The sequence below is a fragment of the Brevundimonas sp. FV1ye4L genome (genome assembly GCF_058681255.1).
Window position 1 is genome coordinate 1,358,858 of sequence record NZ_CM178734.1, and the last position, 22,596, is coordinate 1,381,453.

Annotated in this window: 19 protein-coding genes; 7 read left to right on the forward strand and 12 right to left on the reverse strand. The window is 67.7% G+C overall.

Annotation, left to right across the window (positions count from 1 at the left end; all coding sequences use genetic code 11):
* Positions 1–17 precede the first annotated feature (17 nt).
* The 3 genes from ACW17X_RS06565 (at position 18) to ACW17X_RS06575 (ending at position 2,455) form a co-directional block, all read left to right on the forward strand.
* Complete coding sequence (locus tag ACW17X_RS06565) at positions 18–611, forward strand: DNA-3-methyladenine glycosylase I (RefSeq protein WP_492100172.1); 594 nt, start codon at positions 18–20, stop codon at positions 609–611.
* Between the two features lie 702 nt (positions 612–1,313).
* A complete protein-coding gene (rnhB, locus tag ACW17X_RS06570) occupies positions 1,314–1,955 on the forward strand; it encodes a ribonuclease HII (protein ID WP_492100173.1) in 642 nt (213 codons plus the stop codon).
* On the forward strand, positions 1,952–2,455 hold the full coding sequence (locus ACW17X_RS06575) for a DUF4262 domain-containing protein (protein WP_492100174.1): 504 nt from the start codon (positions 1,952–1,954) through the stop codon (positions 2,453–2,455). The genes rnhB and ACW17X_RS06575 overlap by 4 nt, the downstream gene beginning before the upstream one ends.
* 26 nt (positions 2,456–2,481) lie before the next feature.
* Here the strand turns inward: ACW17X_RS06575 and ACW17X_RS06580 are convergent, their stop codons facing one another.
* From ACW17X_RS06580 to ACW17X_RS06625, 10 genes are all read right to left on the reverse strand, one after another.
* On the reverse strand, positions 2,482–2,751 hold the full coding sequence (locus tag ACW17X_RS06580; RefSeq protein ID WP_492100175.1) for a hypothetical protein: 270 nt from the start codon (positions 2,749–2,751) through the stop codon (positions 2,482–2,484).
* Positions 2,752–2,858: 107 nt separating this feature from the next.
* A complete protein-coding gene (locus ACW17X_RS06585) occupies positions 2,859–3,896 on the reverse strand; it encodes a DNA adenine methylase (RefSeq protein WP_492100176.1) in 1,038 nt (345 codons plus the stop codon).
* Positions 3,897–3,969: 73 nt separating this feature from the next.
* A complete protein-coding gene (pyk, locus tag ACW17X_RS06590) occupies positions 3,970–5,415 on the reverse strand; it encodes a pyruvate kinase (RefSeq protein ID WP_492100177.1) in 1,446 nt (481 codons plus the stop codon).
* Positions 5,416–5,561: 146 nt separating this feature from the next.
* The gene (locus tag ACW17X_RS06595) at positions 5,562–7,259 is read right to left on the reverse strand and encodes an alkaline phosphatase family protein (protein WP_492100178.1); all 1,698 of its coding nucleotides are present in this window, start codon (positions 7,257–7,259) and stop codon (positions 5,562–5,564) included.
* A 77-nt stretch (positions 7,260–7,336) separates the two neighbouring features.
* Positions 7,337–8,281, reverse strand: a complete 945-nt coding sequence (locus ACW17X_RS06600) for a DUF808 domain-containing protein (RefSeq protein WP_492100179.1) — start codon at positions 8,279–8,281, stop codon at positions 7,337–7,339.
* A gap of 152 nt (positions 8,282–8,433) precedes the next feature.
* Positions 8,434–9,099 carry an OmpW/AlkL family protein gene (locus ACW17X_RS06605; protein WP_492100180.1) on the reverse strand — a complete coding sequence of 222 codons (666 nt, stop codon included), beginning with the start codon at positions 9,097–9,099 and terminating at the stop codon, positions 8,434–8,436.
* Between the two features lie 124 nt (positions 9,100–9,223).
* Complete coding sequence (gene hemN, locus ACW17X_RS06610) at positions 9,224–10,618, reverse strand: oxygen-independent coproporphyrinogen III oxidase (protein WP_492100181.1); 1,395 nt, start codon at positions 10,616–10,618, stop codon at positions 9,224–9,226.
* A complete protein-coding gene (cydX, locus tag ACW17X_RS06615) occupies positions 10,605–10,751 on the reverse strand; it encodes a cytochrome bd-I oxidase subunit CydX (protein ID WP_054766299.1) in 147 nt (48 codons plus the stop codon). Before cydX ends, hemN begins: the two co-directional genes overlap by 14 nt.
* A gap of 19 nt (positions 10,752–10,770) precedes the next feature.
* Positions 10,771–11,919 carry a cytochrome d ubiquinol oxidase subunit II gene (gene cydB / locus ACW17X_RS06620; protein WP_492100182.1) on the reverse strand — a complete coding sequence of 383 codons (1,149 nt, stop codon included), beginning with the start codon at positions 11,917–11,919 and terminating at the stop codon, positions 10,771–10,773.
* A gap of 26 nt (positions 11,920–11,945) precedes the next feature.
* Entirely contained in the window at positions 11,946–13,535 is a 1,590-nt protein-coding gene (locus tag ACW17X_RS06625) for a cytochrome ubiquinol oxidase subunit I (protein WP_492100443.1), read from the reverse strand.
* A 197-nt stretch (positions 13,536–13,732) separates the two neighbouring features.
* Between ACW17X_RS06625 and cydD the strand changes: the two genes are divergently transcribed.
* Together cydD and ACW17X_RS06635 are read left to right on the forward strand one after the other, a co-directional pair.
* On the forward strand, positions 13,733–15,346 hold the full coding sequence (cydD, locus tag ACW17X_RS06630; protein WP_492100183.1) for a thiol reductant ABC exporter subunit CydD: 1,614 nt from the start codon (positions 13,733–13,735) through the stop codon (positions 15,344–15,346).
* Positions 15,346–16,998: an amino acid ABC transporter ATP-binding/permease protein gene (locus ACW17X_RS06635; RefSeq protein WP_492100184.1), complete on the forward strand. Its 1,653-nt coding sequence runs from the start codon at positions 15,346–15,348 to the stop codon at positions 16,996–16,998. Before cydD ends, ACW17X_RS06635 begins: the two co-directional genes overlap by 1 nt.
* Positions 16,999–17,247: 249 nt before the next feature.
* On the opposite strand, the gene ACW17X_RS06640 is transcribed toward ACW17X_RS06635, so the two are convergent.
* On the reverse strand, positions 17,248–17,985 hold the full coding sequence (locus ACW17X_RS06640; protein WP_492100185.1) for a cyclic nucleotide-binding domain-containing protein: 738 nt from the start codon (positions 17,983–17,985) through the stop codon (positions 17,248–17,250).
* A 92-nt stretch (positions 17,986–18,077) separates the two neighbouring features.
* Between ACW17X_RS06640 and ACW17X_RS06645 the strand changes: the two genes are divergently transcribed.
* Positions 18,078–18,488, forward strand: a complete 411-nt coding sequence (locus ACW17X_RS06645) for a hypothetical protein (RefSeq protein ID WP_492086356.1) — start codon at positions 18,078–18,080, stop codon at positions 18,486–18,488.
* Here the strand turns inward: ACW17X_RS06645 and ACW17X_RS06650 are convergent.
* On the reverse strand, positions 18,473–19,456 hold the full coding sequence (locus tag ACW17X_RS06650; RefSeq protein WP_492100186.1) for a bile acid:sodium symporter family protein: 984 nt from the start codon (positions 19,454–19,456) through the stop codon (positions 18,473–18,475). The two genes, ACW17X_RS06645 and ACW17X_RS06650, sit on opposite strands and share 16 nt — an antisense overlap.
* A 170-nt stretch (positions 19,457–19,626) precedes the next feature.
* Here ACW17X_RS06650 and ACW17X_RS06655 point away from each other — a divergent pair, with 170 nt between their 5' ends.
* Positions 19,627–22,332, forward strand: coding sequence for a M14 family metallopeptidase (locus tag ACW17X_RS06655; RefSeq protein ID WP_492100187.1), 2,706 nt, complete (start codon positions 19,627–19,629; stop codon positions 22,330–22,332).
* Positions 22,333–22,596: the final 264 nt, after the last annotated feature.

The window sequence follows — 22,596 nt, forward strand, 5'->3', positions numbered from 1 at the left end:
ACCAGCAACATCGCCACATGACCGACTCACACGCCTCGGGCCGCTGCGGCTGGTGCGGAACCACCGACCCGCTCTACATCGCCTATCACGACACCGAATGGGGCGTGCCGGAGCGCGACCCCCGCGCCCTGTGGGAGAAGCTGGTCCTCGACGGCTTCCAGGCCGGCCTCGCCTGGATCACCATCCTGCGCAAACGCGAAGGCATCCGCGACGCCTTCGACGGCTTCGACCCCGAGATCGTCGCCCGCTACGACGAAGCCGACATCCAGCGCCTGCTGGGCGACGCCCGCATCATCCGCTCGCGCGCCAAGATCAACGCCGCCATCCGCGGCGCCCAGATCTGGCTTGAGATGCGCGACAACGGCGAAGACTTCTCCGAATGGCTCTGGTCCTTCGTCGGCGGCGAACCGATCCACACCCCCTTCGCCGACTTCCGCCAGGCCCCGACCCAGACCGAACAGTCCGTCGCCATGGCCAAGGCCCTGAAAAAGCGCGGCTTCAACTTCTGCGGCCCGGTCATCGTCTATGCCTTCATGCAGGCCGTGGGCATGGTCAACGACCACCAGACGACCTGCTTCCGTCATGGGGAAGTGCGGGCGATGAGCCTTTGATACCAAGGTCTGGATCCAGAAGTTGAGCGATTTACGGGATCGACCCTTAGGGTCCTTAGGCGCCGAGCAGAAGATTCCCCAGACATCGGAGGGCTTCCAAGCGCAATGGTTTCGCTGCCGAGATTCCGCTGGACAACTTCACCGCTCGCGGCAAGATCTCGTTCATGATCGAGATCTTGCTCTCCGCCGTGCTTCTTGGTCCTCATCCTGAATATCAGGATTTGGAGATATCCCCGATACTGACAGCGACCGGCACGTCATCGACGCGGACGGGTTGGGCGGAGTCCGATGGCAATGGGATCACGCGATACGACGTTTACTTGGTGAGTTCGGGCGAAGGACGGCAAACGTGGGTCCGTCGTCAGCTGAGCACCGGCGATGTTGCTTGGGCATCCGGCGATGACTGCCCAAGCGTCGCGAGCGTGATGGCAGAGTTCAATGAACTGCCCGTGAAGATTGATGCACCCGTATCTTCCTCTGGAGAGCGGCCAATGATGATCCCGTCCGTGTCCTCGAGGCGTTGGGTTTGGGGTCACGGGTCCCAAGCCCACAATTGGATTGAAGTCACCGCCTTCTCCGGGCCGGTGCTGGAGTTCACGAACCGCTCATCGCGGGCTCTGCGAGACTGTTGGAAGTCCGAAGCGCCGACCTAGGCTGACCGACTCGTCTTCCGTCACGCCCAGGTTCGTGCGATGGCGGGCCATGGCTAAAGCCCCCGCCAATCCGAAAGCCTTCCCCACCCTCGCGCTCGAGACCGTGCTGATCCAGCGCGTCAACGGCCCCGTCTGCGGCGTGGACGAGGCGGGGCGCGGGCCGTGGGCGGGGCCGGTGTCGGCGGCGGCGGTGATCCTGAACCCCGACGACCTGCCGCCGGGCATCGACGACTCCAAGGCCCTGACCGAAAAGCGCCGCGCCGCCCTGGAGCCCGAGATCAAGGCCCGCGCCGTCGCCTGGGGCGTCGGGTTTGCGTCGGTGGAGGAGATCGAGGAACTGAATATCCTGCACGCCACCGGCCTGGCCATGTGCCGCGCCATCGAGGCCTTGCAGGTCCAGCCGGTTGCGGCCCTGGTGGACGGCAACTATCGTTTCAAACTGCCGTGCGAGATCCAGACCGTGGTGGGCGGCGACGGCCTGTCCCTGTCGATCGCGGCCGCGTCCATCCTGGCCAAGACGGCGCGGGATCGACTGATGATCCAACTGGACGCCCAATACCCCGGCTATGGTTTCGCCGGGCACAAGGGCTACAACGCGCCCGTCCACCAGGCCGCGCTAAAAAGCCTAGGCCCCTGTCCCGCCCATCGGCGTAGCTGGGCGCCGATCCGAACCCTTTTGGAAAGAACATGAGAACGGCGCTCGACGCATCGCGTGACGCACTCAACAGCTATGAACGGGACTTTGTCGATAATGTCCGCAAGCACGGCTGGTTCAACACAAGCGTCTCCGGGGACGAACAAGGCCCCAGCTTTTCATATTCCACAGGGTACTGGCTTACCACCAGCCAGCCGGAAGTTATCATGTTCGGCTTGCCCTCCAAAACGGCGCATGACATTTTCTGGGATCTTTTCCGCGACGCGCGAGACGGTCACCCTCTGAAACTCAGTACACGCACTGACCGCGTTTTCGGCAACCTGCCCGCCTATGTGTTTCCCGTCGCGAAGCGATTCTATACCGAATACCTTGGCTCTAGCCTTTGGTTTTACGGCAAGGACGACTTTCCCTGTCTTCAGATTGTCTGGCCTGATCGCGCCGGGCTATTCCCCTGGGAAATAGGTTTCGACCCCGCATTTGCTAACGATCAGCCCGACCTGACTGAAAACGGATGGCGCGCCGCCCTGTCTTACTGACGACACGCTCGATACGTAGCGCGCCCTCAGATATGCATGAACCCGCCGAGCAGCGCCCCCATCAGGGCGGCGACGGCGGCGCCGGCGATCATGATCATCCAATGGGGCGGGGGGCTCACCGTGGGCTCGACGTCAGGTTCCGCCACCTCCAGCGGCGCCGCTTCAGCGCGAGCGAAGTGTTCCACATTGTGGGTGTACAGCCGCGCACCCTTATCAGGCCAGGCCGCAGCGTCCGCCCCCAGCGCCTCAACTGGCTGATCCGACACCCACGACTTGGGCTCGGCTGCCGGGCGCACGCGATAATCCTCTTCGCGAGCGGGAATTCCGGTGTGTGTGACGGGCGGTTGCATGGTTGATCAACGGCGCCCGCCGAGTCGGGTTCCCGACGCAAGCTGACCTGACGTCAGGCGGCGACGGGCAGTTCGACTGGCCGGTCCGTGACCACGAACAGATGTTCGACGTTCCGCAACCGCCCCACCTGCCCCACCTTCACCCCTTGCGGATTATGGATGCCGATGCGGGCGCCGACGTAGCGGGGATGGGCGATCTCGACCACCTGGACATGGCCGCGCGACGACAGCATCTCGACCAGGTCCGCCCGGCTCAGATAGCCCTCGTCGTTGAAGCTGACGATCAGGTTCGGCGCCTTGATCCGCTCGACCACCGCGCGCAGGGCCGGGCCGATGCCGGGCCGGCTGTTGAAGGCGCTCTTGCGGGTCTTCACATCCACCCGCTTGTTGGCGATCCCATAGGTCTCGGGCCGGTCCCACAGCACCAGGCTTTCCCAGCAGTGGTAATTGGCCAGGTAGGAATGCTGGTTATAGGGTGGGTCCAGATAGACCAGGTCCGCCTCCACCTGTTCGGCCATTTCGACGGCGTCGCCCTGCGTCGCCCGGCACGGCGCCCCGACCGACGGCAGCAGGTCGGGCAGCCGCAGCTCCAACGGCTTCAGCGCCCGCGGGGCCCACTGCTTCATATAGGCCATCTGCACTCCGGCCGTGGAATCGACCCGATCCGCCGCCTCCATCAGACTGACCAGGACGACCGCCTTCAGCTCGGGCTCCAGCCCCATGGCCTCGATCCGGTCGCGCATAGCGTCGATCCGCGCGCCATTGTCGGGATGGAAATAGCGGGCGTCGTGGCAGAAGGCCTGGGTGAACCAGCCGGCTTGCGGCGCAACCGTCCGCAGTTCGGCCAGCACCGCCTCGGCCCGCTCGACCCAGCGCTCGCGATCCGCCTGGACATAGGCGGTCGCCAGGGTGTGGGCGTAGGCGTTGTGGTCGTTCGACCAGACCTGAAACCCCTGTTTCTTCAGCGCATGACCGACCCGCGCCGTGCCCGAAAACAGATCGCAGACCCGCCCGCCCTGCGGCAACACCCCCGCCACGGCGCCGGTCACATGCCCCAGAAGGGCGCGTTTGGAGCCGATATATTTGATCATGCGGACCGCCGATTCATCCGCATACAGTAGCCGGATCGTCCGGCTAAGCCAGAGGCTTAGCCTTGGCGCGGCTTCAGCTCTTCTTTCGGGGCGCCGCCTTGGCCGCCGGGGCATGGGCCAGACGCAGCAGATTGGCCGCGCCGGGGGCCCCGAACGGCGTGCCGGCCAGGATCAGGATCCGCTGCCCCGGCTCGGCCAGGCCATATTTGACCGCCCCGTTGACGGCGTCGTCGGTGACGTCCTCAAGCGACGAGGGCTGGTCGCCCAGACGCGGCTCCAGACCCCAGACCAGGGCCAGCCGACGCGCCGTGTTCGCATTGGGCGTGAGCACCAGGATCGGCTTCAGCGGCCGCTCGCGCGCCATGCGCCGGGCGGTGCCGCCCAGGGTGGTGTAGACCACCAGACAGCCCGTCGACGGCGCGCTGGCCGCCATAGCCGCCGCCCCGACCAGGGCGTCGACGTCATGCTCGTCCATGCCGGCGTGCTCGGCGCCCATCAGCTTGGGCCACATCGGATCGCGTTCGACCCGTTCGATGATCCGGCTCATGATCTCGACGGACTCCAGCGGATAGTCGCCCGAGGCCGTCTCGGCCGACAGCATAAGGGCGTCCGCCCCCTCATAGACCGCATTGGCCACGTCGGTGGCCTCGGCGCGGGTCGGCGACGGGGCGCTGGTCATCGACTCCAGCATCTGGGTCGCCACGATCACCGGCACGCCGCGATTACGGGCCGCGCGGACGATCTGCTTCTGCGCCACCGGCACGTCCTCGGGGTCCAGTTCGACGCCCAGGTCGCCGCGCGCCACCATGACCCCGTCGCAATAGTCGAGAATCGCTTCCAGATCAGCCAGAGCCGCCGGCTTCTCGATCTTGGCCAGACACGCCGCCTGGCCGTTCACGATCCGCTTCAGCTCGGCCATGTCCTCGGGCTTCTGCACGAAGCTGAGCGCCACCCAGTCCACGCCCTGGCGCAGGGCGAAGGCCAGGTCCTCGCGGTCCTTGGGGGTCAGGGCCGAGACGGGGATGACGGCTTCAGGCACGGCGACGCCCTTGCGGTCCGACAGTTTGGAGCCGCTCTCGACCGTCACATCGGCCCAGTCATCAGTCCGGTCATTGACCCGCAGCCGCACCCGCCCGTCGTCCAGCAGCAGCAGCATGCCGGTGCGCAGGGCCTTGAAGATTTCGGGGTGCGGCATCTGCACCCGTGTCTCGTCGCCGGGCGTCGGGTCCAGGTCGAACCGCATCTTGTGACCCGGCTTGACCGCGATCTCGACATCCTTGAACCGCCCCAGCCGCAGCTTGGGCCCTTGCAGGTCGGCCAGCACGCCCAGCGGCCGCTGAAGCGCCATCTCGGCCCCGCGCACGGCCTTCAGGGCGGCGGCGTGATCTTCATGCGTGCCGTGGCTGAAGTTCAGACGGAAGACGTCCACCCCCGCCTGGGCCAGGGCCTTGACCGTGCCGGGGGCGCGGCTTGCAGGCCCCAGGGTCGCGACGATGCGGGCGCGGCGGGCTCTGTTCATGGGGGACGCTTCCTGTTCGTTTCTGGGTCGCCCGGCTTCGAGAACTCTAGCCTAGGACGATTTGCCCCCTTCTGCCGATGAAACTGTCCCGACGTAAGGCCACGCCCCCGCTGGGAAACATGAGTTTACGGGTGCGAAACAGGAGTTTATCGCGCCGGCGTCGTCTCCGTCGCCGGACAATCGGCCACAGCGAAGCCGTTCAGGTCGATGCAACGGCCCTCAACCTTGGGCGCCGCCACCCCCATCACATGCGCCAGGGTCGGGGCGATGTCGATGGTGCGGATCGGCAGGAACCGCTCTTCGCCGGTCGCGCCGGGCCACCAGAACAGGATCGGCACCCGGCGGTCATACTCCCACGGCGTGCCATGCCCGGCCAGGGTCGAACCGACCCGACCGCCGGCCGTGACGTTCTGGGCCCAGGCGAACTGGATGTCCGGCGACCGCTCCGCCACCGTCGACAGGCGCATCCGCTCGCGCAGACTCATCATCTCTGGTTGGCGGCTGTCCGGCAGGGGCTCCGCCAACAGCCGGTCGCGGGTCTCCGCGAAGGCCACGTCCGGCAGGACGCGCAGCATCTCCACCGCCGCCTCGGCCACCTGGGTCCGCAGCGGGTCGGGCAGCGACCGATGCTGGGCGTCGGCGACCATCAGGCCGCTGCCGCCGGCCTGCAGCGGATCGGCGGTCAGGTTGAACCGGGCCTTCAGCGAGTCGTTCACGCCCTGGATCGCGGCCAGATCGGCGCGGCGGGCGTGGGGATAGCCGTGGTCGTGCAGCCGTTCGACGAAGTCCGAACCGCCGTGGTCGGCCGTCAGCACCACCAGGGCGCCCCCGGGAACCTGGGCCAGCCGATCCAGGAACTCGCCCAGGGCCGCGTCCAACCGCAGCATCTGTTCGCACATCTCCGGTCCTTGGGTGCCGTACATATGGCCGATCCGGTCCGTCGCCGACAGGCTGACGCCCAGCATGTCGGTCGCCGCCCCCTGCCCCAGCTTCTGGCTGTCGAGCAGATATTCGGCGGCCTTCAGCGTCTGTTCGTCCAGCAGCGGCGAGGTGTCGAACTTCAGTCCTGCGGGCGGCAGGGTCGAGTGAAAGGTCTGGCCTCGAATGGTCCAGTCGCCGGCCAGCGCCCGGCACTGGTCATGGGCGTAGTCCCAGGCGACCGGGGTGGCGCTCATCCAGGCCTTGAAATCCCGATTGAAGCCCGCGACCGGCGCCAGTTTAGCCTGCGCCGTCTCGCCCGGTTCGACATAGGTGGTCAGGCCGAAGCCCTCGGTAAACCAGAAGGCCTGGCCCTGATGGCCGGCCAGGTTGATCGCGCCCCGGTCCTTGCCGGACACGGCGACGACCCTGCTCTGCGGGCTGACGGCCTTCAACCAGTCGCCCAGGGTCGTGGCGCGCAGCTGTTCCGGGCCGACTGGACCATTGTCGGTATCGTCGCGTCCGTGGGCCAGATGGTTGGCCGGGGCGGCCAGGCAATAGACTTCCTTGCCGGTTTTGCCGTCGATCCAGTCATTGGCCGGAATGCCGGTCTCGGTCGGGTGCATGCCGGTCAGAACCGTCGAATGGCCCGGGCAGGTCTCGGTCAGGCCATGGGTCTGATAGCCGTTGATCGACACCAGCCCCTGATCCGCCATTCGGCGCAGGCCGCCGGTGTAGCGGCCGCGATACTGGTCGAACAGATTGGCGCTGAACTGGTCCACCACGATGGTCACGATCAGCTTCGGCGGCGTCAGGGCCGCGCGGGCGGTTTGCGGAACCGCAGCCTGCTGCGCCATCACCGGAACGGCGGCGCTTCCCAATGAAAGGGCGGCCAGGGCGGCGACCGTGATGCGCGACAGGGACATGAGCATACTCCGATTACAGGCTTGGCGCTGTACGGGCCGGCGATGGCAAACGCATGACAGCCGGCGCGCTGGCGGCGTCAGTGGGCGGGCTTGGACCGCAACCGCCCCAGTTGATGAACCAGTACGGCGATCACCCCGCCCACGATCACGCCGATGATGGCTGACCCGAACGCCGTCACCAGCCAGCTGACCACGCCGTGAAGAGGCCCCGTCGCCGCCCCGACCGCATGGGCCAGATGTTCCAGCGGCTCCGCCGGCCAGTGCAGGCCCAGCGTATGCGTGCCGTGAACCAGAATGCCGCCGCCGACCCACAGCATCGCCGCCGTGCCGATGACCGACAGGGCGCTCATGACCACCGGCATGCCCTTGACCAGGCCGCGACCCAGGGCGCGCACGCCGCCATTGGGACGCTCGGCCAGATGCAGGCCGATGTCGTCCATCTTCACGATCAGGCCCACGACGCCATAGACGGCGACGGTCATGGCGACGCCCACCACGGCCAGTATCGCCGCCTGGGTCACGATCGGCTGGGTCGAGACGTCGGCCAGGGCGATGGCCATGATCTCGGCCGACAGGATCAGGTCGGTCCGCACAGCCCCGGCCACCGTCGCCTTTTCCAGCGACGCAGGATCGCCCTCGGCGGAGGCCTCTTCTTCATGGCCGCCATGACCGAAGGCCTCCATCAGCTTCTCGGCGCCCTCGAAACACAGATAGGCCCCGCCGCACATCAGGATCGGCGTAATGGCCCAGGGGGCGAAGGCGCTCAGCAACAGCGCTGCTGGCAGGATGAAGATCAGCTTGTTGCGGAACGACCCCAGGGCGATCTTGCCGATGATCGGCAGTTCGCGGCTGGGCGACAGGCCGGTGACATAGCGCGGCGTCACCGCCGCATCGTCCACCACCACGCCCGCGGCCTTGGTCGAGGCCTTGCCCGCCGCCGCCCCCACGTCGTCGATCGAGGCCGCCGCCATCTTGGCGATCCCCGCCACATCGTCGAGCAGGGCGATCAGACCGGAAGGCATGCGAGAATCCCCAGATTGCGCCGCGACAGGCGGTCGCACCCCGCCTAGGGCGCGGCGCGGGTTTTGTCGAGCGCCTCTGCAAACGAGCGAAAGCCCCGCCGGCGAACCGGCGGGGCTTCCATTTCGAACGCATTTTCCGATGTCGATTTTTCTTAGAACTTACGGCCTACCCCCACAGAAACGACCCACGGGTCCAGATCCACATCGCTCTTCAGTGCGCCGTTGTTGACGTCCGCGTCGGTGTTGAACCAGACCTTCTTGACGTCCACATTCAGGCTCCACGGCCCCTGAATGCCGATATCGGCGCCCGCCTGCAGGGCGTAGCCGAAGCCGTCGTCCAGATCGACGGTGAAGCCGTTCTTGTCCTCGCCGCTATAGAACAGCATGTAGTTGATGCCCGCGCCGACGTAGGGGCTGAACCGCCCCTCGGTCAGCGGGCGATATTGCAGGGTCACGACCGGCGGCAGGACCCAAGTTTCGTGAACCGCGACGTCGGTCGTTCCGCCTTGGGCGCGGATCTCATGCTTGGTCGTGCCCAGGATCGCCTCGACCGCCAGATGGTCGGTCAGGAAATAGGTGAAGCCCAGAGTCGGCATGACGCTGTCGCCCACATCGACCTTCAGGCCGGAATCGACGCCGGCGGCGGTGGTGATGGCGTTGTCGGCGTCGGAGAAGACGTCGGTCACACGGCCGGTGATGATCCAGTCGCCCTTCTTGGGCATTTCCCAGGCGGCGGGGCTCTGCGCGAGGGCCGGCGCGGCGAAGGCGGCGGCGGCGACGGCTGAGAGGATCAGGGTTTTCAGTTTCATCTTGCTCATCCCCGACGCCCGCTGCCGCCTCATGCGACCCGTTCCGAGCGTCTTGACGGGGGAGATGCGCCCCCTGCGCGGGTCCGGCCTTGATCCAGCGCAAACCCATGCAGGGGTTGGACAATCTGTCCAATCAGACCACGCGAGCGTGCCGCTTTTCTATATCGACCGCGCCAGGATCGAAGGCGGCGCAGACCGCGCGCACGAACGGCCGGCCCAGGTCCGTGACCGTCACCACCGCCCCGCTGACCTCGGCCAGTCCGTCCAGCTGGAACGGCAGCAGCCGGGGCCAGGCCTCCTCGACCTCGGTCAGCGCTCGCCCGTGTCGGCTGGCGATCGCGGCGACATCGACGGCGAAGTCGCACATCAGCCGCTCGATGATCTCGCCCACGAAGGCGTCGCGCGGATCCAGCGCCACGCCCCGCGCGACCGGCAGGTCGCCGGCCTCGACGGCGGCGCGCCAGTCGCGCTCCTGCGTCAGATTTTGAACAAAGCCCTGCGGCGTGCGGCTGATCGACGACGCCCCCAGGCCGATCAGCACCGGCGACTCGTCGGTCGTATAGCCCTGGAAGTTGCGACGCAGCCGTCCGGCCCGCACGGCCGCAGCCATCGAGTCGTGCGGCAGGGCGAAATGGTCCAGGCCGACCGCCTGCCAGCCCTTCTGCACCAGATACCGCGCCGCCGCCTGGCTCTGGGCGAAACGCGCCTCGGGCCCCGGCAGGTCGGCCTCGTTGATCAGCTTCTGGTGCGGCTTCATCCACGGCACATGGGCATAGCCGAACAGGGCGATCCGGTCGGGCCGCAGCGTGGCGACCTGGGCCACTGTGGTGATCACATTCTCGACCGCCTGAAGCGGCAGGCCGTACATCAGATCCAGGTTCAATGAGGTGACGCCCTGCGCCCTCAGCGCCTCGGCCGCCCATCGGATGGTCTCGAAGGACTCGGGCCGGTTCACCGCCGCCTGAACCTTGGGCGACAGGTCCTGCACCCCCAGGCTGGCGCGGCTCAGGCCGATCCGCCCGGCGGCCTCGACCCACTCCTGAGTCAGGACTTCGGGGTCCAATTCTGCGGCGATCCCGAAACAGTCGCCCAGGTCGAACCGCGCGGCCAGACCGGCGAACAGCCGCTCCAGCTCTTGCGGCGGCAACATGTTGGGCGTGCCGCCGCCCAGGTGGATCGAGCCGACCCGCACCGGGCGACCGATCCGCGCCAGCACGAGGTCGGCCTCATTCAGCAGCAGATCGACATAGCTGCTCATCGGCGCCACCCGGTTCATCGCCCGGGTGTTGCAGCCACAGTACCAGCACAGCCGCTTGCAGAAGGGGATGTGCAGATACAGCGACACCGCGCGATCGAGGGGCGCGGCCGACAGCCACGCCCCCCAGTCGGCGGCCCCGACGGCGGGCGTGAACTGCGCCGCCGTCGGATAGGAGGTGTAACGCGGCGCGTGGGCGTCGTAGCGGGCGATCAGCTCGCGTGTCGTCCGCACGCCGCCATGGCGCGCGCCGGGGGGGCTAGAGAGGGACATCGCCCTCTTTCGCCGCATCGACCGAAAGGCCTTGGTCGCCCTCGTCGAACAGGTGGAACTCGTGCCACAGGCCGTTCAGCACGCCGAACCCGACGGCCAGACCGACACCCAGTATCCAGGAAAAATACCACATGACTTGATGCTCCTTGAGCTCAGTAGAGGTCGGGGTTGGTCTTGAGTGCGGCGGTCGAGGTCCGCCCCCACAGCACGGAATAGACCCAGCTGGTGTAGATCAGCACGATCGGCAGGAAGATCAGCGTGCAGATCAGCATGATGAACAGGGTCACGTGGCTGGAGGAGGCGTTCCAGACCGTCAGGCTGGACTGCGGATCAATCGAGCTGGGCAGGATGAAGGGGAACATCGACAGGCCGACGGTCGAGATGATGCCGACGGTCGAGATCGACGATCCGCCGAAGGCCAGGGGCGCGGACCGCAGCCACATGCCCGACAGCCCGACCACCGCGCCGACGAAGCCCAGGGTCGGGGCGATCATCATCCACGGATAGCGGCCGTAGTTGTCCAGCCAGGCGCCGGGCGCAGCTGCAACCGTGGTGCGCAGCGGGTTGGAGAAGCCCTGGATGTCCAGGTCGCCCGTGATCCGGTAGCCGACGCCGCCGAAGGCCATATACAGGCCGCCCGCCGCGAACAGGACCAGGGCCAGAACGCCGGCGATCGTGCCGTACAGACGCGCCCGCTCCAGCACCGGACCCTTTTCGGCCTTCACCGACAGCCAGGCCGCACCGTGCAGCACCAGCATGGCCACCGACAGCAGGCCGGCGATCAGGCTGAAGGGGGTGAACAGGCCCAGCAGGCTGCCGTCGTAGAAGGAGCGCAGGTCGCTATCCAGGCGGAAGGGGGCGCCCAGCAGGACGTTGCCGACGGCGACGCCGAACACCAGGGCCGGCACGAAGCCGCCGATGAACAGGCACCAGTCCCAGAACGACCGCCACTTGGGCGACGCCCGCTTGGAGCGGTACTTGAACGACACCGGCCGCAGGATCAGGGCCGACAGGACCAGGAACATGGCCAGGTAGAAGCCCGAGAAGCTGACGGCGTAGACGAAGGGCCAGGCGGCGAAGATCGCGCCGCCGCCCAGGATGAACCACACCTGGTTGCCTTCCCAGGTCGCGCCGACGGTGTTGATCACCATCCGGCGCTCTTCATCAGTCCTGGCCACGAAGGGCAGAAGCGAGCCGACGCCCAGGTCGAAACCGTCGGTCAGGGCGAAGCCGATCAGCAGAACCCCCAGAAGGGCCCACCAGATCAGGCGAAGGGTTGCGAAGTCGATTGGAAGATCCATTGTCGGATGTCCTAAGTCTCTCTGGTTCAGGCCACAGCGGGCGCGGCGACGGTCGCGCCAGACTCGTCACGGGGCGCCTCGGGGGCGGGTGCGAAGGCGTCCTGCTCGTGGAACGGACCCTTCTTGATGGCGAACAGCAGCAGCCGGACCTCGACCACGGCCAGGGCGCCGTACAGGGCGGTGAAGCCGATGATGGTCGCCCACAGCTGGGGCACGGTCAGGGACGAGGCGCCGAGGAAGGTCGGTAGCACGCCTTCCACCGCCCAGGGCTGACGCCCGAACTCGGCCAGGATCCAGCCGAACTCGATCGCGACCCACGGCAGCGGCAGGGCCAGAACGGCCAGGCGCAGGAACCAGCGGGTCTGATGCTTGCGCACGGTGCACAGGTAGAAGGCTGTGGCGAAGAACAGGATCATGAACATCCCGACGCCCGCCATGATGCGGAAGCTCCAGAACAGGGCCGGCACGTTCGGCACCGTCTCCCAGGCCGTCTGCTGGATCAGCTCAGGCGAGGCCATGCGCGGATCGGCGACGTGGCGCTTCAGCAGCAGGCCATAGCCCAGGTCGCGGCGATGGGTCTCGAACAGGGCGCGCGCGGCGGGATCGGCCGGATTGGCCTTGACCTTCTCCAGGGCGTCATAGGCGATGACGCCGGACTCGATCCGCGTCTCGGCCGTGGCGACCAGTTCGAAGATGCCCTCAACTGGCTTGTCGATGGTGCGGGTGGCGATCAGGCCCATGACCCACGGCACATGAACGCCGTAGTGGGTCTCGCGGTCCTTCATGCTGGGGATGCCGATCAGGGTCAGACCGGCCGGCGCGGGCTCGGTGTGCCACATGGCCTCCAGAGCGGCGAGCTTCATCTTCTGGTTATCGGTCAGGGCATAGCCGGACTGGTCGCCCAGCACGACGACGGACAGCGAAGCCGCCAGACCGAAGGCCGAGGCCACCGTCATCGACCGCTTGGCGAAGCCGACATGCTTGCCGCGCAGCAGATAGAAGGCCGAAACCCCGAGCACGAACACCGAGGCGCAGACATAGCCGGCGCTGACGGTGTGGACGAACTTGGCCTGGGCCACCGGGTTGAAGATCACGGCCATGAAGTCCGTCACTTCCATCCGCATCGAGTCGGGATTGAAGGCGGCGCCGACCGGGTTCTGCATCCAGCCGTTGGCGATCAGGATCCACACGGCCGACAGGTTCGTGCCCAGCGCCACCATGAATGTGACGAACAGGTGCGCCGACGGCTTCAGCTTTTCCCAGCCGAAGAACATCAACCCGACGAAGGTGGCTTCAAGGAAGAAGGCCATCAGCCCTTCGATGGCCAGCGGGGCCCCGAAGATGTCGCCGACGTAGTGGCTGTAATAGCTCCAGTTCATGCCGAACTGGAACTCCATGGTGATGCCGGTCGCGACGCCCAGCACGAAGTTGATGCCGAACAGCGTCCCCCAGAAGCGGGTGATGGTCCGCCAGATCGGCCGCCGGGTCATCACATAGATCGACTCCATGATGACCAGCATGAACGACAGCCCCAGGGTCAGGGGGACGAACAGAAAGTGATAAAGGGCTGTCAGCGCGAACTGCAGCCTGGATAGGTCGACGACCGCGAGGTCGATCATGGCTCTAGGCTCCTTGTAGCCGGCCCCGACGACCGACGTTTCACCCGCCCTAGAACCAAGGCGGGGCGGTCGCCTTGATTTCGATCAAAGCCCCGTTGCACGGTGGGTCGTAGTGGACTGATCGTCCTTGGACATTTCGCCCAACGACGGTTTGTCCAATGGCTTTCGGGGCGTCCCAAAGCTGGAGTGTTCGAATGACCTCGGCGCCGATCACGGCCTCTCCCGCAGCCTCCCCCGCCGCCTGGCTGAAACAGGCCGCCGCGCCCTGGCGCCGGCTGACGGCCCTGGCGGGTCTTCTGGCCGTGGCAGACGTGGTTCCGGCGGTCGGTTTCGCCGGTGGTCTGGCCATGACCGTGGCGACCTTCGGAGTCTCGCCCTTCGCCGCCCTGCCCTGGCTGCTGCTGGCCGTCGTCAGCCTAGTCGCCCGCGGCCTGGTCGGCCAGGCGGCGGTGGTCGTCGGGGCGCGCCTCGGCCGCTCGGTCAAGACCAGCGTGCGCGACCGGCTGCTGGCCGACCTGTTCGGACGCGGCGCCCGTTCCGATGATCGCCTGACCGCCGTGGTCGAAGGCGTCGGCGCGCTGGACGGCTACATGTCGCGCTTCACCCCGCTGAAGATGGCCGCCGGCCTGTCCCCCCTGCTGATCATCGCCGTCGCCGCCGTGGCCAGCCCCTTCTCGGCCGGCATCCTCATCTTCACCCTGCTGCCCTTCGTCTTCGGCATGATCCTGGCCGGCACGGCCGCCGCCGGCGAGAGCCGCCGCCAGTTCCAGGCGCTGGAACGGCTGTCGGGCCTGTTCGTCGACCGGGTGCGCGCCCTGCCCGCCGTCCTGGCCTTCGACGCCCGCGCCCGCACCACCGCCGAAATCGCCCGCGCCTCCGACGAGCTGGAGCGCCGCACCAACCGCGTCATGCGGATCGCTTTCCTGTCGTCCGGGGTGCTGGAGTTCTTCTCGGCCTTGTCCGTGGCCCTGATCGCCGTCTATTGCGGCTTCAACCTGCTGAAACTGCTCCCCTTCCCCGCGCCGGAGCAGCTGGATCTGAGCCGCGCCTTCTTCGTCCTGGCCCTGGCGCCCGAGGTCTATCAGCCCCTGCGCCGTCTCGCCGCCGCCTATCATGATCGCCAGGCCGCCGAATCCGCCGTCCCCGCCCTGATCACGCCCGAGGCCCCGCCCCGGGACCGCCACATCCTGCCGGAGGACGCCCCGGCGATCCGTTTCTCAAAAGTCTCCATCGCCTATGGCGACGCCGCGCCGGTGATCGCCGATTTCGACCTCGACCTCCGCCCCGGCCAGATCGTCGCCCTGGTCGGCGCCAGCGGCTCGGGCAAGTCCAGCCTGCTGCACCTGTTCCTGGGCCTGTCGCCCCTGACCGCCGGCGAGGTCGAGGTCGGCGGGGCGCGGCTCTCCGAGGCGGGCGGTTTCGCCGGCCAGATCGCCTGGGCCAGCCAGAACCCCGTCGTCGTGCCCGGCAGTCTGGGCGACAACATCCGACTGGCCGATCCCTCCGCCTGCCCCGGCCGCATCCTGGTCGCTGCGGGCGAGGCCGGCCTGTTCGGCGACCTGGACCGCCCCATCGATGAACGCGGCGGCGGCCTGTCGGGCGGCGAGCGGCGGCGTCTGGGCCTGGCCCGCGCCATTCTGAAGCGCGCCCCCATCCTGCTGCTGGACGAACCGACGGCCAATCTGGACCCCGCTTCGGAAGAAGCCATGCTGGACCTGATCCGCCAGGCGACGCGCGGCCGCACGACCCTGATCGCCACCCACTCCGCCGCCGTCGCGGCCATGGCCGACCGCGTGGTGCTCCTGTGATGACCCGTCCCCTGCCCTCGCGCGTCGGCGCCCTGATCGCGGCCCAACGTCAGGCTCACCGAACCCGCCTGCGCCTCGCCGCCGCCGGCGGCGCGACCGTCGCGGTCGCCGCCGCCTGTCTGCTGGGCCTGTCAGGCTGGTTCATCACAGGCGCAGCCATTGCGGGGGTCGCCGGATCCGTCGCCGTGCAGGCCTTCAACTATATGATGCCCAGCGCGACCATTCGCCTGCTGGCCGTCCTGCGCACCGGCGCCCGCTACATCGAACGCGTCGCCGGCCATGAGGCGGCGCTGAAGGCTCTGGCGCGGCTGCGACCGCAACTGTTCGACGCCCTCGCCTCCGCGCCTCCGGCCCAGGCCCTCTCCCTGTCCTCCGGCGAGGCCTCGGCCCGGCTGGTCCAGGATGTGGACGCGGTCCAGACCCTGTTCGTCCGGCTCTCGGCGCCCTGGGCCATGGGCGCGGGCGTCGCCTCGTCCGCCCTGCTCGCGGGCATGGCCAACCCCCTCGCCGGTCTGATGCTGCTGCTCGCCATGGGTCTCGGCGCGGCAGGATCGATCCTGATCGCCCGTCGCCTGGCCGCCCCGGCCGGTCGCCAGGTTCAGATCGCCACGGGCGAGCTCAAGGACCGGCTTTCCGCGCTCGAGGCCGTCTCCCCGGAACTGAAGGCCTATGGCCTGGATCGCTGGGCGGCCGGTGAAGCTTCCCACGCCGCCGCGGCTCTGGACCGAGCCCAGATCGCCCTGACCCAGGCCGGCGGCTGGATGGCCGCCTGGCAGGCGGCGGTCACGGGCCTCGCCGTCGCCGCCGTCATTCCCGCCACCCTGGGCGCGCCCTTGCCGATGACGGCCCTCGCCGCCCTGGCCGCCGTCATGGGCATCGAATCCGCCGCCGGTCTGGTCGGCGCCCTGCAACAGAACGGCGCCGCCGTGGAGGCGACACGCCGTCTCGACGCCCTGGCCTCGGGCTCCCCGGCGCGGCACGGGCCCGCGCCGACCGACGCCGGCCTGATCCTCTCGGCCGACGGCGCCCGAATGGCGCCGCCGCTACGCCTGGGCCTGATCGGTCCGTCCGGTGCAGGCAAAACCACCCTGATCGAACGCCTGGTCGGCCTGCGTGACGCCGTCGCGGACGAGGCGCGACTGGACGGACGGGACATCGCCGACATCGCATCCCACGACCGGCTGGCCCTGTTCGCCTACGCCGCTCAGGACATCCGCCTGATCGACGGCACGATCCGCGAGAACCTGCTGCTCGCGGGGCCCGCAAACGATCATGCCCTGTGGCGGGCGCTGGAAGATGCGGCCCTGGCCGACCGGGTCCGCGCCGATCCGGCCGGTCTGGACGCCCGCGTCGGTCCCAACGGCGAGCGTCTGTCGGGCGGCGAACGCCGCCGCCTCGGCCTGGCCCGCGCCTATCTGCGCCCGGCGCCCTGGCTGGTGCTGGACGAACCGACCGAGGGCCTGGACCCCGCGACCGAGGCCCGGGTTCTGACCGCGCTTGACCGTCGCCTGAAGGCCGCCGGCCAGGGCCTGATCATCGTCAGCCACCGCCCGGCCCCAACGCGTCTGTGCGACCGCACGCTGCGGATCGAGGGCGTCGGAACCGACGGCCGCGTGCGTCTGACCGCCCACCGTCAGCAGGCCCTGGTCTGAAGACGGCCACACTCGGATTTATTTGCGCGTTTATTTGCGCGCGCTGCGATTCACGCTGGGCTGCGGGTTTGCGGCGCGTTTTCACCCTTCAACCCGACAGGCCCGCCCGCCGGGTTACACTCCTCTCCGCGCCACGAACCTCGATGACACAGAGGCGAAGGACACAAGGGATGAAGCTGCATTTTGGCGGTTTGGCGGTTTGGCGGTATGTTTTTACGACGCCACCCAATGCATTTGCCGGGTCTGGGCTTAGGCGTCGCCCTCGGCGATGTCGCGCAGGCGGTCGGGCTGTTCGATCCGCAATTCGTTCAGGGCCAGCAACCGGATCACCCCGGTCGTCTTCAGCTTGGTCAGCACCCGGCTCACGGTCTCGATGGTCAGGCCCAGATAGTCGGCGATCTCCGACCGCGTCATCGGCAGCCGCACCTGGTCCTCGGCCGAGGGCCGCAGCGGGTCGCGGGTGGGCAGGTCCAGCAGGAAGGAGGCGATTCGCTCCTGCGCCGTCTTGCGGCCCAGCAGCAGCATCTGATTCTGCGCCGCCGCCAGTTCGTGAGTCGCCCGGTCCAGCAGGGCCTCTTCCAGCAGCGGCCGCTCGCGGATCAGGGCGCGGTAATCGGTCTTGCGGAACCGGCACAGGGTCGCATCCTCGATGGCCTCGCCCGAAAAGGCGTAGTCCTGACCGGTCGCCAGACCGACGAAGTCGCCGGCGAACAGGAAGCCCGTGATCTGGCGCCGCCCATCCGGCAACAGCTTGTAGATCCTCACCGATCCCGAGGTGATGTTGAACAGGTGGGTCGCCGGATCCCCCTCGCGGATCAGGGACTCGCCCGCCTTCAGCGACACCCGCTCGGCGATCGCGTCCAGCCCGGCCAGATCGGACGGATCCAGGCTGCTGCACACGCTGAACGCCCGCGCGCCGCAGGTCGAACACACCGAATCCTGTCGGCGCTGGGCGCAGTCCGTGGGCAGGGATCTGAGTTCGAGCATGGTCCGCAGAGGTTAGGCTTCGCGTCCGCTGTACGCAAACGGATTGACGGAGATCAAGGCGGTCCTTTCGTCCATGGCCTAAGGGGCCGAGAATGAGCGCCCTCCAATATCGCCGCCTCGAACGCGACGAAGCCGACCAGACCTATGTGCTGGCCCACATGGGGAACCCGCGCCTCACGCTGGACTCGTGGCGCGCCCGGGTCGACGCGCCGCCCGCCTCCGGCGGAGTGCTCGCCGCCGTGGCCAACGAGTGCGTCCGGGCCATACTGGCCTATTCCATCTCCACCACTCCCTCGGGCGAGCGGCAGTTCATGGTCGACACCCTGGTCGCCTTCGACCTTCTACGGCCCGAAAAGCTGATCGAGCCCCTGGTCGCCGCCGCCTGCGATCTGGCCCGCCGGGGTTGCAGCTCCATCGGCCTCTCCAGCCCCATCGACGCCCCGGGCTATGAGGCCGTCATGCGCCAGATCGCCGACGCCGCCGTGCTTCACCGCGTCATCTGACCTTCCGCCGGCGCCGCCTCCGCATACCGCCTGGCCAGAACCGCACAGGCGAACAGCTGGATCTGATGGAACAGCATCAGGGGGATGACGATCAGGCTCACGCTCTGCCCGGCGAACAGGATGGCCGCCATCGGCAGGCCGCTGGCCATGCTCTTCTTGGACCCGCAGAAAACGATGGCGATCTCGTCCTCGCGCGAAAAGCCCAGTCTCCGGCTGGCCAGGGTCGTGACCGCCAGGGCGACGGCCAGGATGACGAGGTCCAGCACCACCACCAACGCCAGGTCCAGGTGCGACAGCCGGGTCCAGGCCCCAGACACGACCCCCGCGCTGAAGGCCACATAGACCACCAGCAGGATCGACCCCCGGTCCACCGCCGAGGTCAGCCGCCCATGCCGCATCAGCCAGCCCCCTATGAACGGCCTCGCCGCCTGCCCCGCCAGGAAGGGCGCCAAGATCTGCAGGGCGATGCTCTCGACCGACGACAGCGACACCCCCGCACTTCCCACCGGCAGCAACAGCATCACCAGCAGGGGCGTGATCACCACCCCCGCCAGGTTCGACACAGAGGCCGCGCAGAGCGCCGCCGGAACATTGCCCCGCGCGATGGACGTAAAGGCGATCGACGACTGCACCGTCGAGGGCAGCAGGCACAGATAGAACAGCCCAACCCTCAGATCCTCCGCCAGCCAAGACCCCGAAGCCCAGAACACCGCCAGCCCCAGCAGCGGAAACAGCACAAAGGTCGCCGCCAGCACCACCCCCTGCAGCCGCCAGTGCGACAGTCCCGCCCAGATCGCCCCAGGCGACAGACGCGCCCCATACAGGAAGAACAACAGCGCGATCGCCGCCGTCGCCACGCCCTCCGCGACATCCGCGCCGCCGCCCCTGGCCGGGACCAACGCCGCCAGCACCACCGTGCCGATCAGCATGAGCAGATATGGGTCGATCAGTCGGCGCAGGGCGTTCATGCCGCCGCTCCTAGGCCCATCTAGAGCCTGCCAGCAAGGTCTCCAGCGCCCCGAGGGGAAGATCGGCAAACGATGCTGATTATGCGATGGGTTTCCCATACGCCGGGGCGTGCTGGAGGAAACTCGGTCGCCTTGCGTCCAAATCAGTAGACGGGGAAGGGAGATAGCAGATGCTCAACCGAATTTGCGCTGCGATTGTGATCGCGGGCGCGCTGCTTGGTGGACCGGCAGCCGCTCAGACAGGTCATATCACCTCCCCGCATGAGGCGTTTGGACATGAGGTCGGCGATGACTATCAGCTGATCAACTACCGGCAGTTCGAAGCCTATCTCCATACGCTCGCCGGCCAGTCGGATCGTATGAAGCTGATGGAGATCGGCAAGACGACCGAGGGGCGCACCCAATACGTCGCTGCGGTCTCCTCTCCAGCCAACATCGCCCGCCTGGATCACTACCGCGACATCGCGCGACGCCTGGCCAAGGCCGAGGGCGTCGATGAAGCCCAAGCCCGGGCCCTGGCCGCTGAGGGCAAGGCCGTCGTCTGGATCGACGGCGGCCTTCACGCGACCGAGACCGTGCCGCCCCAGGCCCTGATCGCCGCCGTCCATGAATGGCTGACCGCTGAAGATCCCGAGGCCCTGCGGGTGTTGGACGACGTGATCATCCTGTTCGCGCCGTTGAACCCGGACGGCTGGGACCTGGTGGCGGATTGGTACATGCGGGAGGAGGCCCCTGAGAAACGGGAGTTCGCCAGCCTGCCGCGCCTCTATCAGGCCTATGTCGGCCACGACAATAATCGCGACTACTATCTGTCTGCGATGACGGAGACGACCAACGTCAACCGCATGCTGTTCCGGGAATGGTTCCCCCAGATCGTCTACAACCATCACCAGTCCGCGCCGGCGGGGACGGTCGTCTTCATGCCGCCGTTCCGGGACCCCTTCAACTACAACTACGATCCTCTGGCGATGACCGCCCTGTCAGAGGTCGGCGCCGCCATGCACAACCGGCTGGTCGCCGAAGGCAAGCCCGGCGCGACCATGCGCAGCGGCGCCCGCTACTCGACCTGGAACAACGGGATGGAGCGTTCCATCACCTATTTCCATAACTCCATCGGCCTGCTGACGGAGATCACCGGCCATCCGACGCCGAGCCGCATCGCCCTGGTTCCGGACAATCAACTGCCGCGCAACGATCTGCCGGCCCCCATCGCGCCGCAGACCTGGCGCTTCCGGCAATCCATCGACTATTCGCTGTCGATCAATCGGGCGGTGCTGGACTATGCGTCGCGCAACCGCGACCGGCTGCTGTTCAACATCTGGCGCATGGGTTCGAACGCCATTGCACGGGGCGAGACCGACACCTGGCGCGTCACGCCGTCCCGCATCGAGGCCCTGAAGACAGCGGCGAGCCAGGGCGGACGATCGGTCGATCCCGCCCTGTACGACAAGGTGTTGCACGACCCGGCGCTCCGTGATCCCCGCGCCTATGTCCTTCCGGCGGACCAGGCCGATTTGCCGACCGCGATCGCCTTCCTCAACAGCCTGATCAAGACCGGGGTGGACGTCGATCGCGCCACCCGCGCCTTCTCCATCGCCGGAACCTCCTATCCGGCCGGCTCCTTCGTCGTGCGGACGAACCAGGCCTATCGGCCGCATGTCCTGGACATGTTCGAACCGCAGGACCATCCGCACGACCTGCAGTATCCCGGTGGCCCGCCGGCCCTGCCCTATGACGCCACCGGCTATACGCTCGCACTCCAGATGGGGGTGAAGTTCGACCGGATTTTCGATCCGTTCGAGGCGCCGCTGGAACCAGTGCCCGATCTCATTTCCGTCCCGGCCGGTCAGGTTCGAGGACAGGGCAAGGCGGGCTTCATCATCGACCATGCGGCGGTCAACAGCTTCATCCTGACCAATCGCCTGCTGAAGGCGGGGCAGCCGGTCTTCTGGCAGAAGGCCGAGGTGCGTGTCGGCGCCCGCACCCTGGCGCCGGGCGCCCTGTGGATCCCGGCAAACGACGTGTCGCGCGCCCTGGTCGAACAGGCGGTCGCCGACCTCGGCCTGAACGCCGAGGCCGTGGCGCGCGCGCCGCGCGGAGACGCCATCGCGCTGAAGCCTGTGCGGATCGGTCTGGTGGATCGCTACGGCGGCTCCATGTCCGCCGGCTGGACCCGCTGGCTGCTGGAGCAGTTCGAGTATCCCTTCGAGGTCGTCTATCCTCAACGTCTCGACGCGGGAGACCTGAAGAAGGATTTCGACGTCCTTGTCTTCGCGCCCGATCTGCTGCCCGGCGACTTCCCGAACGGAGCGGGGCGCGGGCAGCCGGATCCTGAGACGATCCCCGAAGCCTATCGATCTTGGCTGGGCGGCGTCACGCAAGAGAAGACCCTGCCGCAGTTGACCCGCTTCGCCGAGGCCGGGGGCACGATCGTGACCGCCGGTTCGGCCCACAAACTGGCCCTGGCCCTGGGAGCGCCGATCGACGACGTCCTGTCGACCGAAAACAAGCCCCTGCCCTCCACCGACTTCTTCATCCCCGGCGCTCTGCTGGCGGTGGATGTCGATCCCGCCGACCCGCTGGCCTATGGCCTCCCGGCCCGACTGAATGTCTTCTTCGACGAGAACGCCGCCTTCACGGCGCGGGGGGACGCAGGGGTCGCCGCCCGCTATTCCTCGCCCGCCGTAGTGTCCAGCGGATGGGCCATAGGTCCGGAGAAGCTGGCCGGCGCCGCTGCCGTGGTGAATGCGCCAATGGGCCAGGGGCGGCTGATCATCCTGGGGCCGGACGTCATCAATCGCGCCCAGGCCCGCGCCTCGGTCCGCCTGTTGTTCAACGCCCTGTTCTACGGCCCCGCCGCCGCGCCTGGATCCTGAAACGAAAGAGGGCGTCGGCCCTGCGAACGACGCCCTCTCTTCGCCTTGATCTGAAGTCAGCGGGGAGCCAGTTGCCCTCCGAGAAGGGAGCGGGCATTGGGCTCCAGTCGCGGCGGGGGTTGCGCTCCCCTAATCCAGCAAGGCCCAAACGGCTACGGACGAAGTGAGTAAGCGGACGTGGACTTTGGTCCGATCATCGCCGGCGATTGTCCGTCTGCGTCCCCGGACGAATTTAGAATGGAGGCGAGGCGCGTGAGCGCCTCG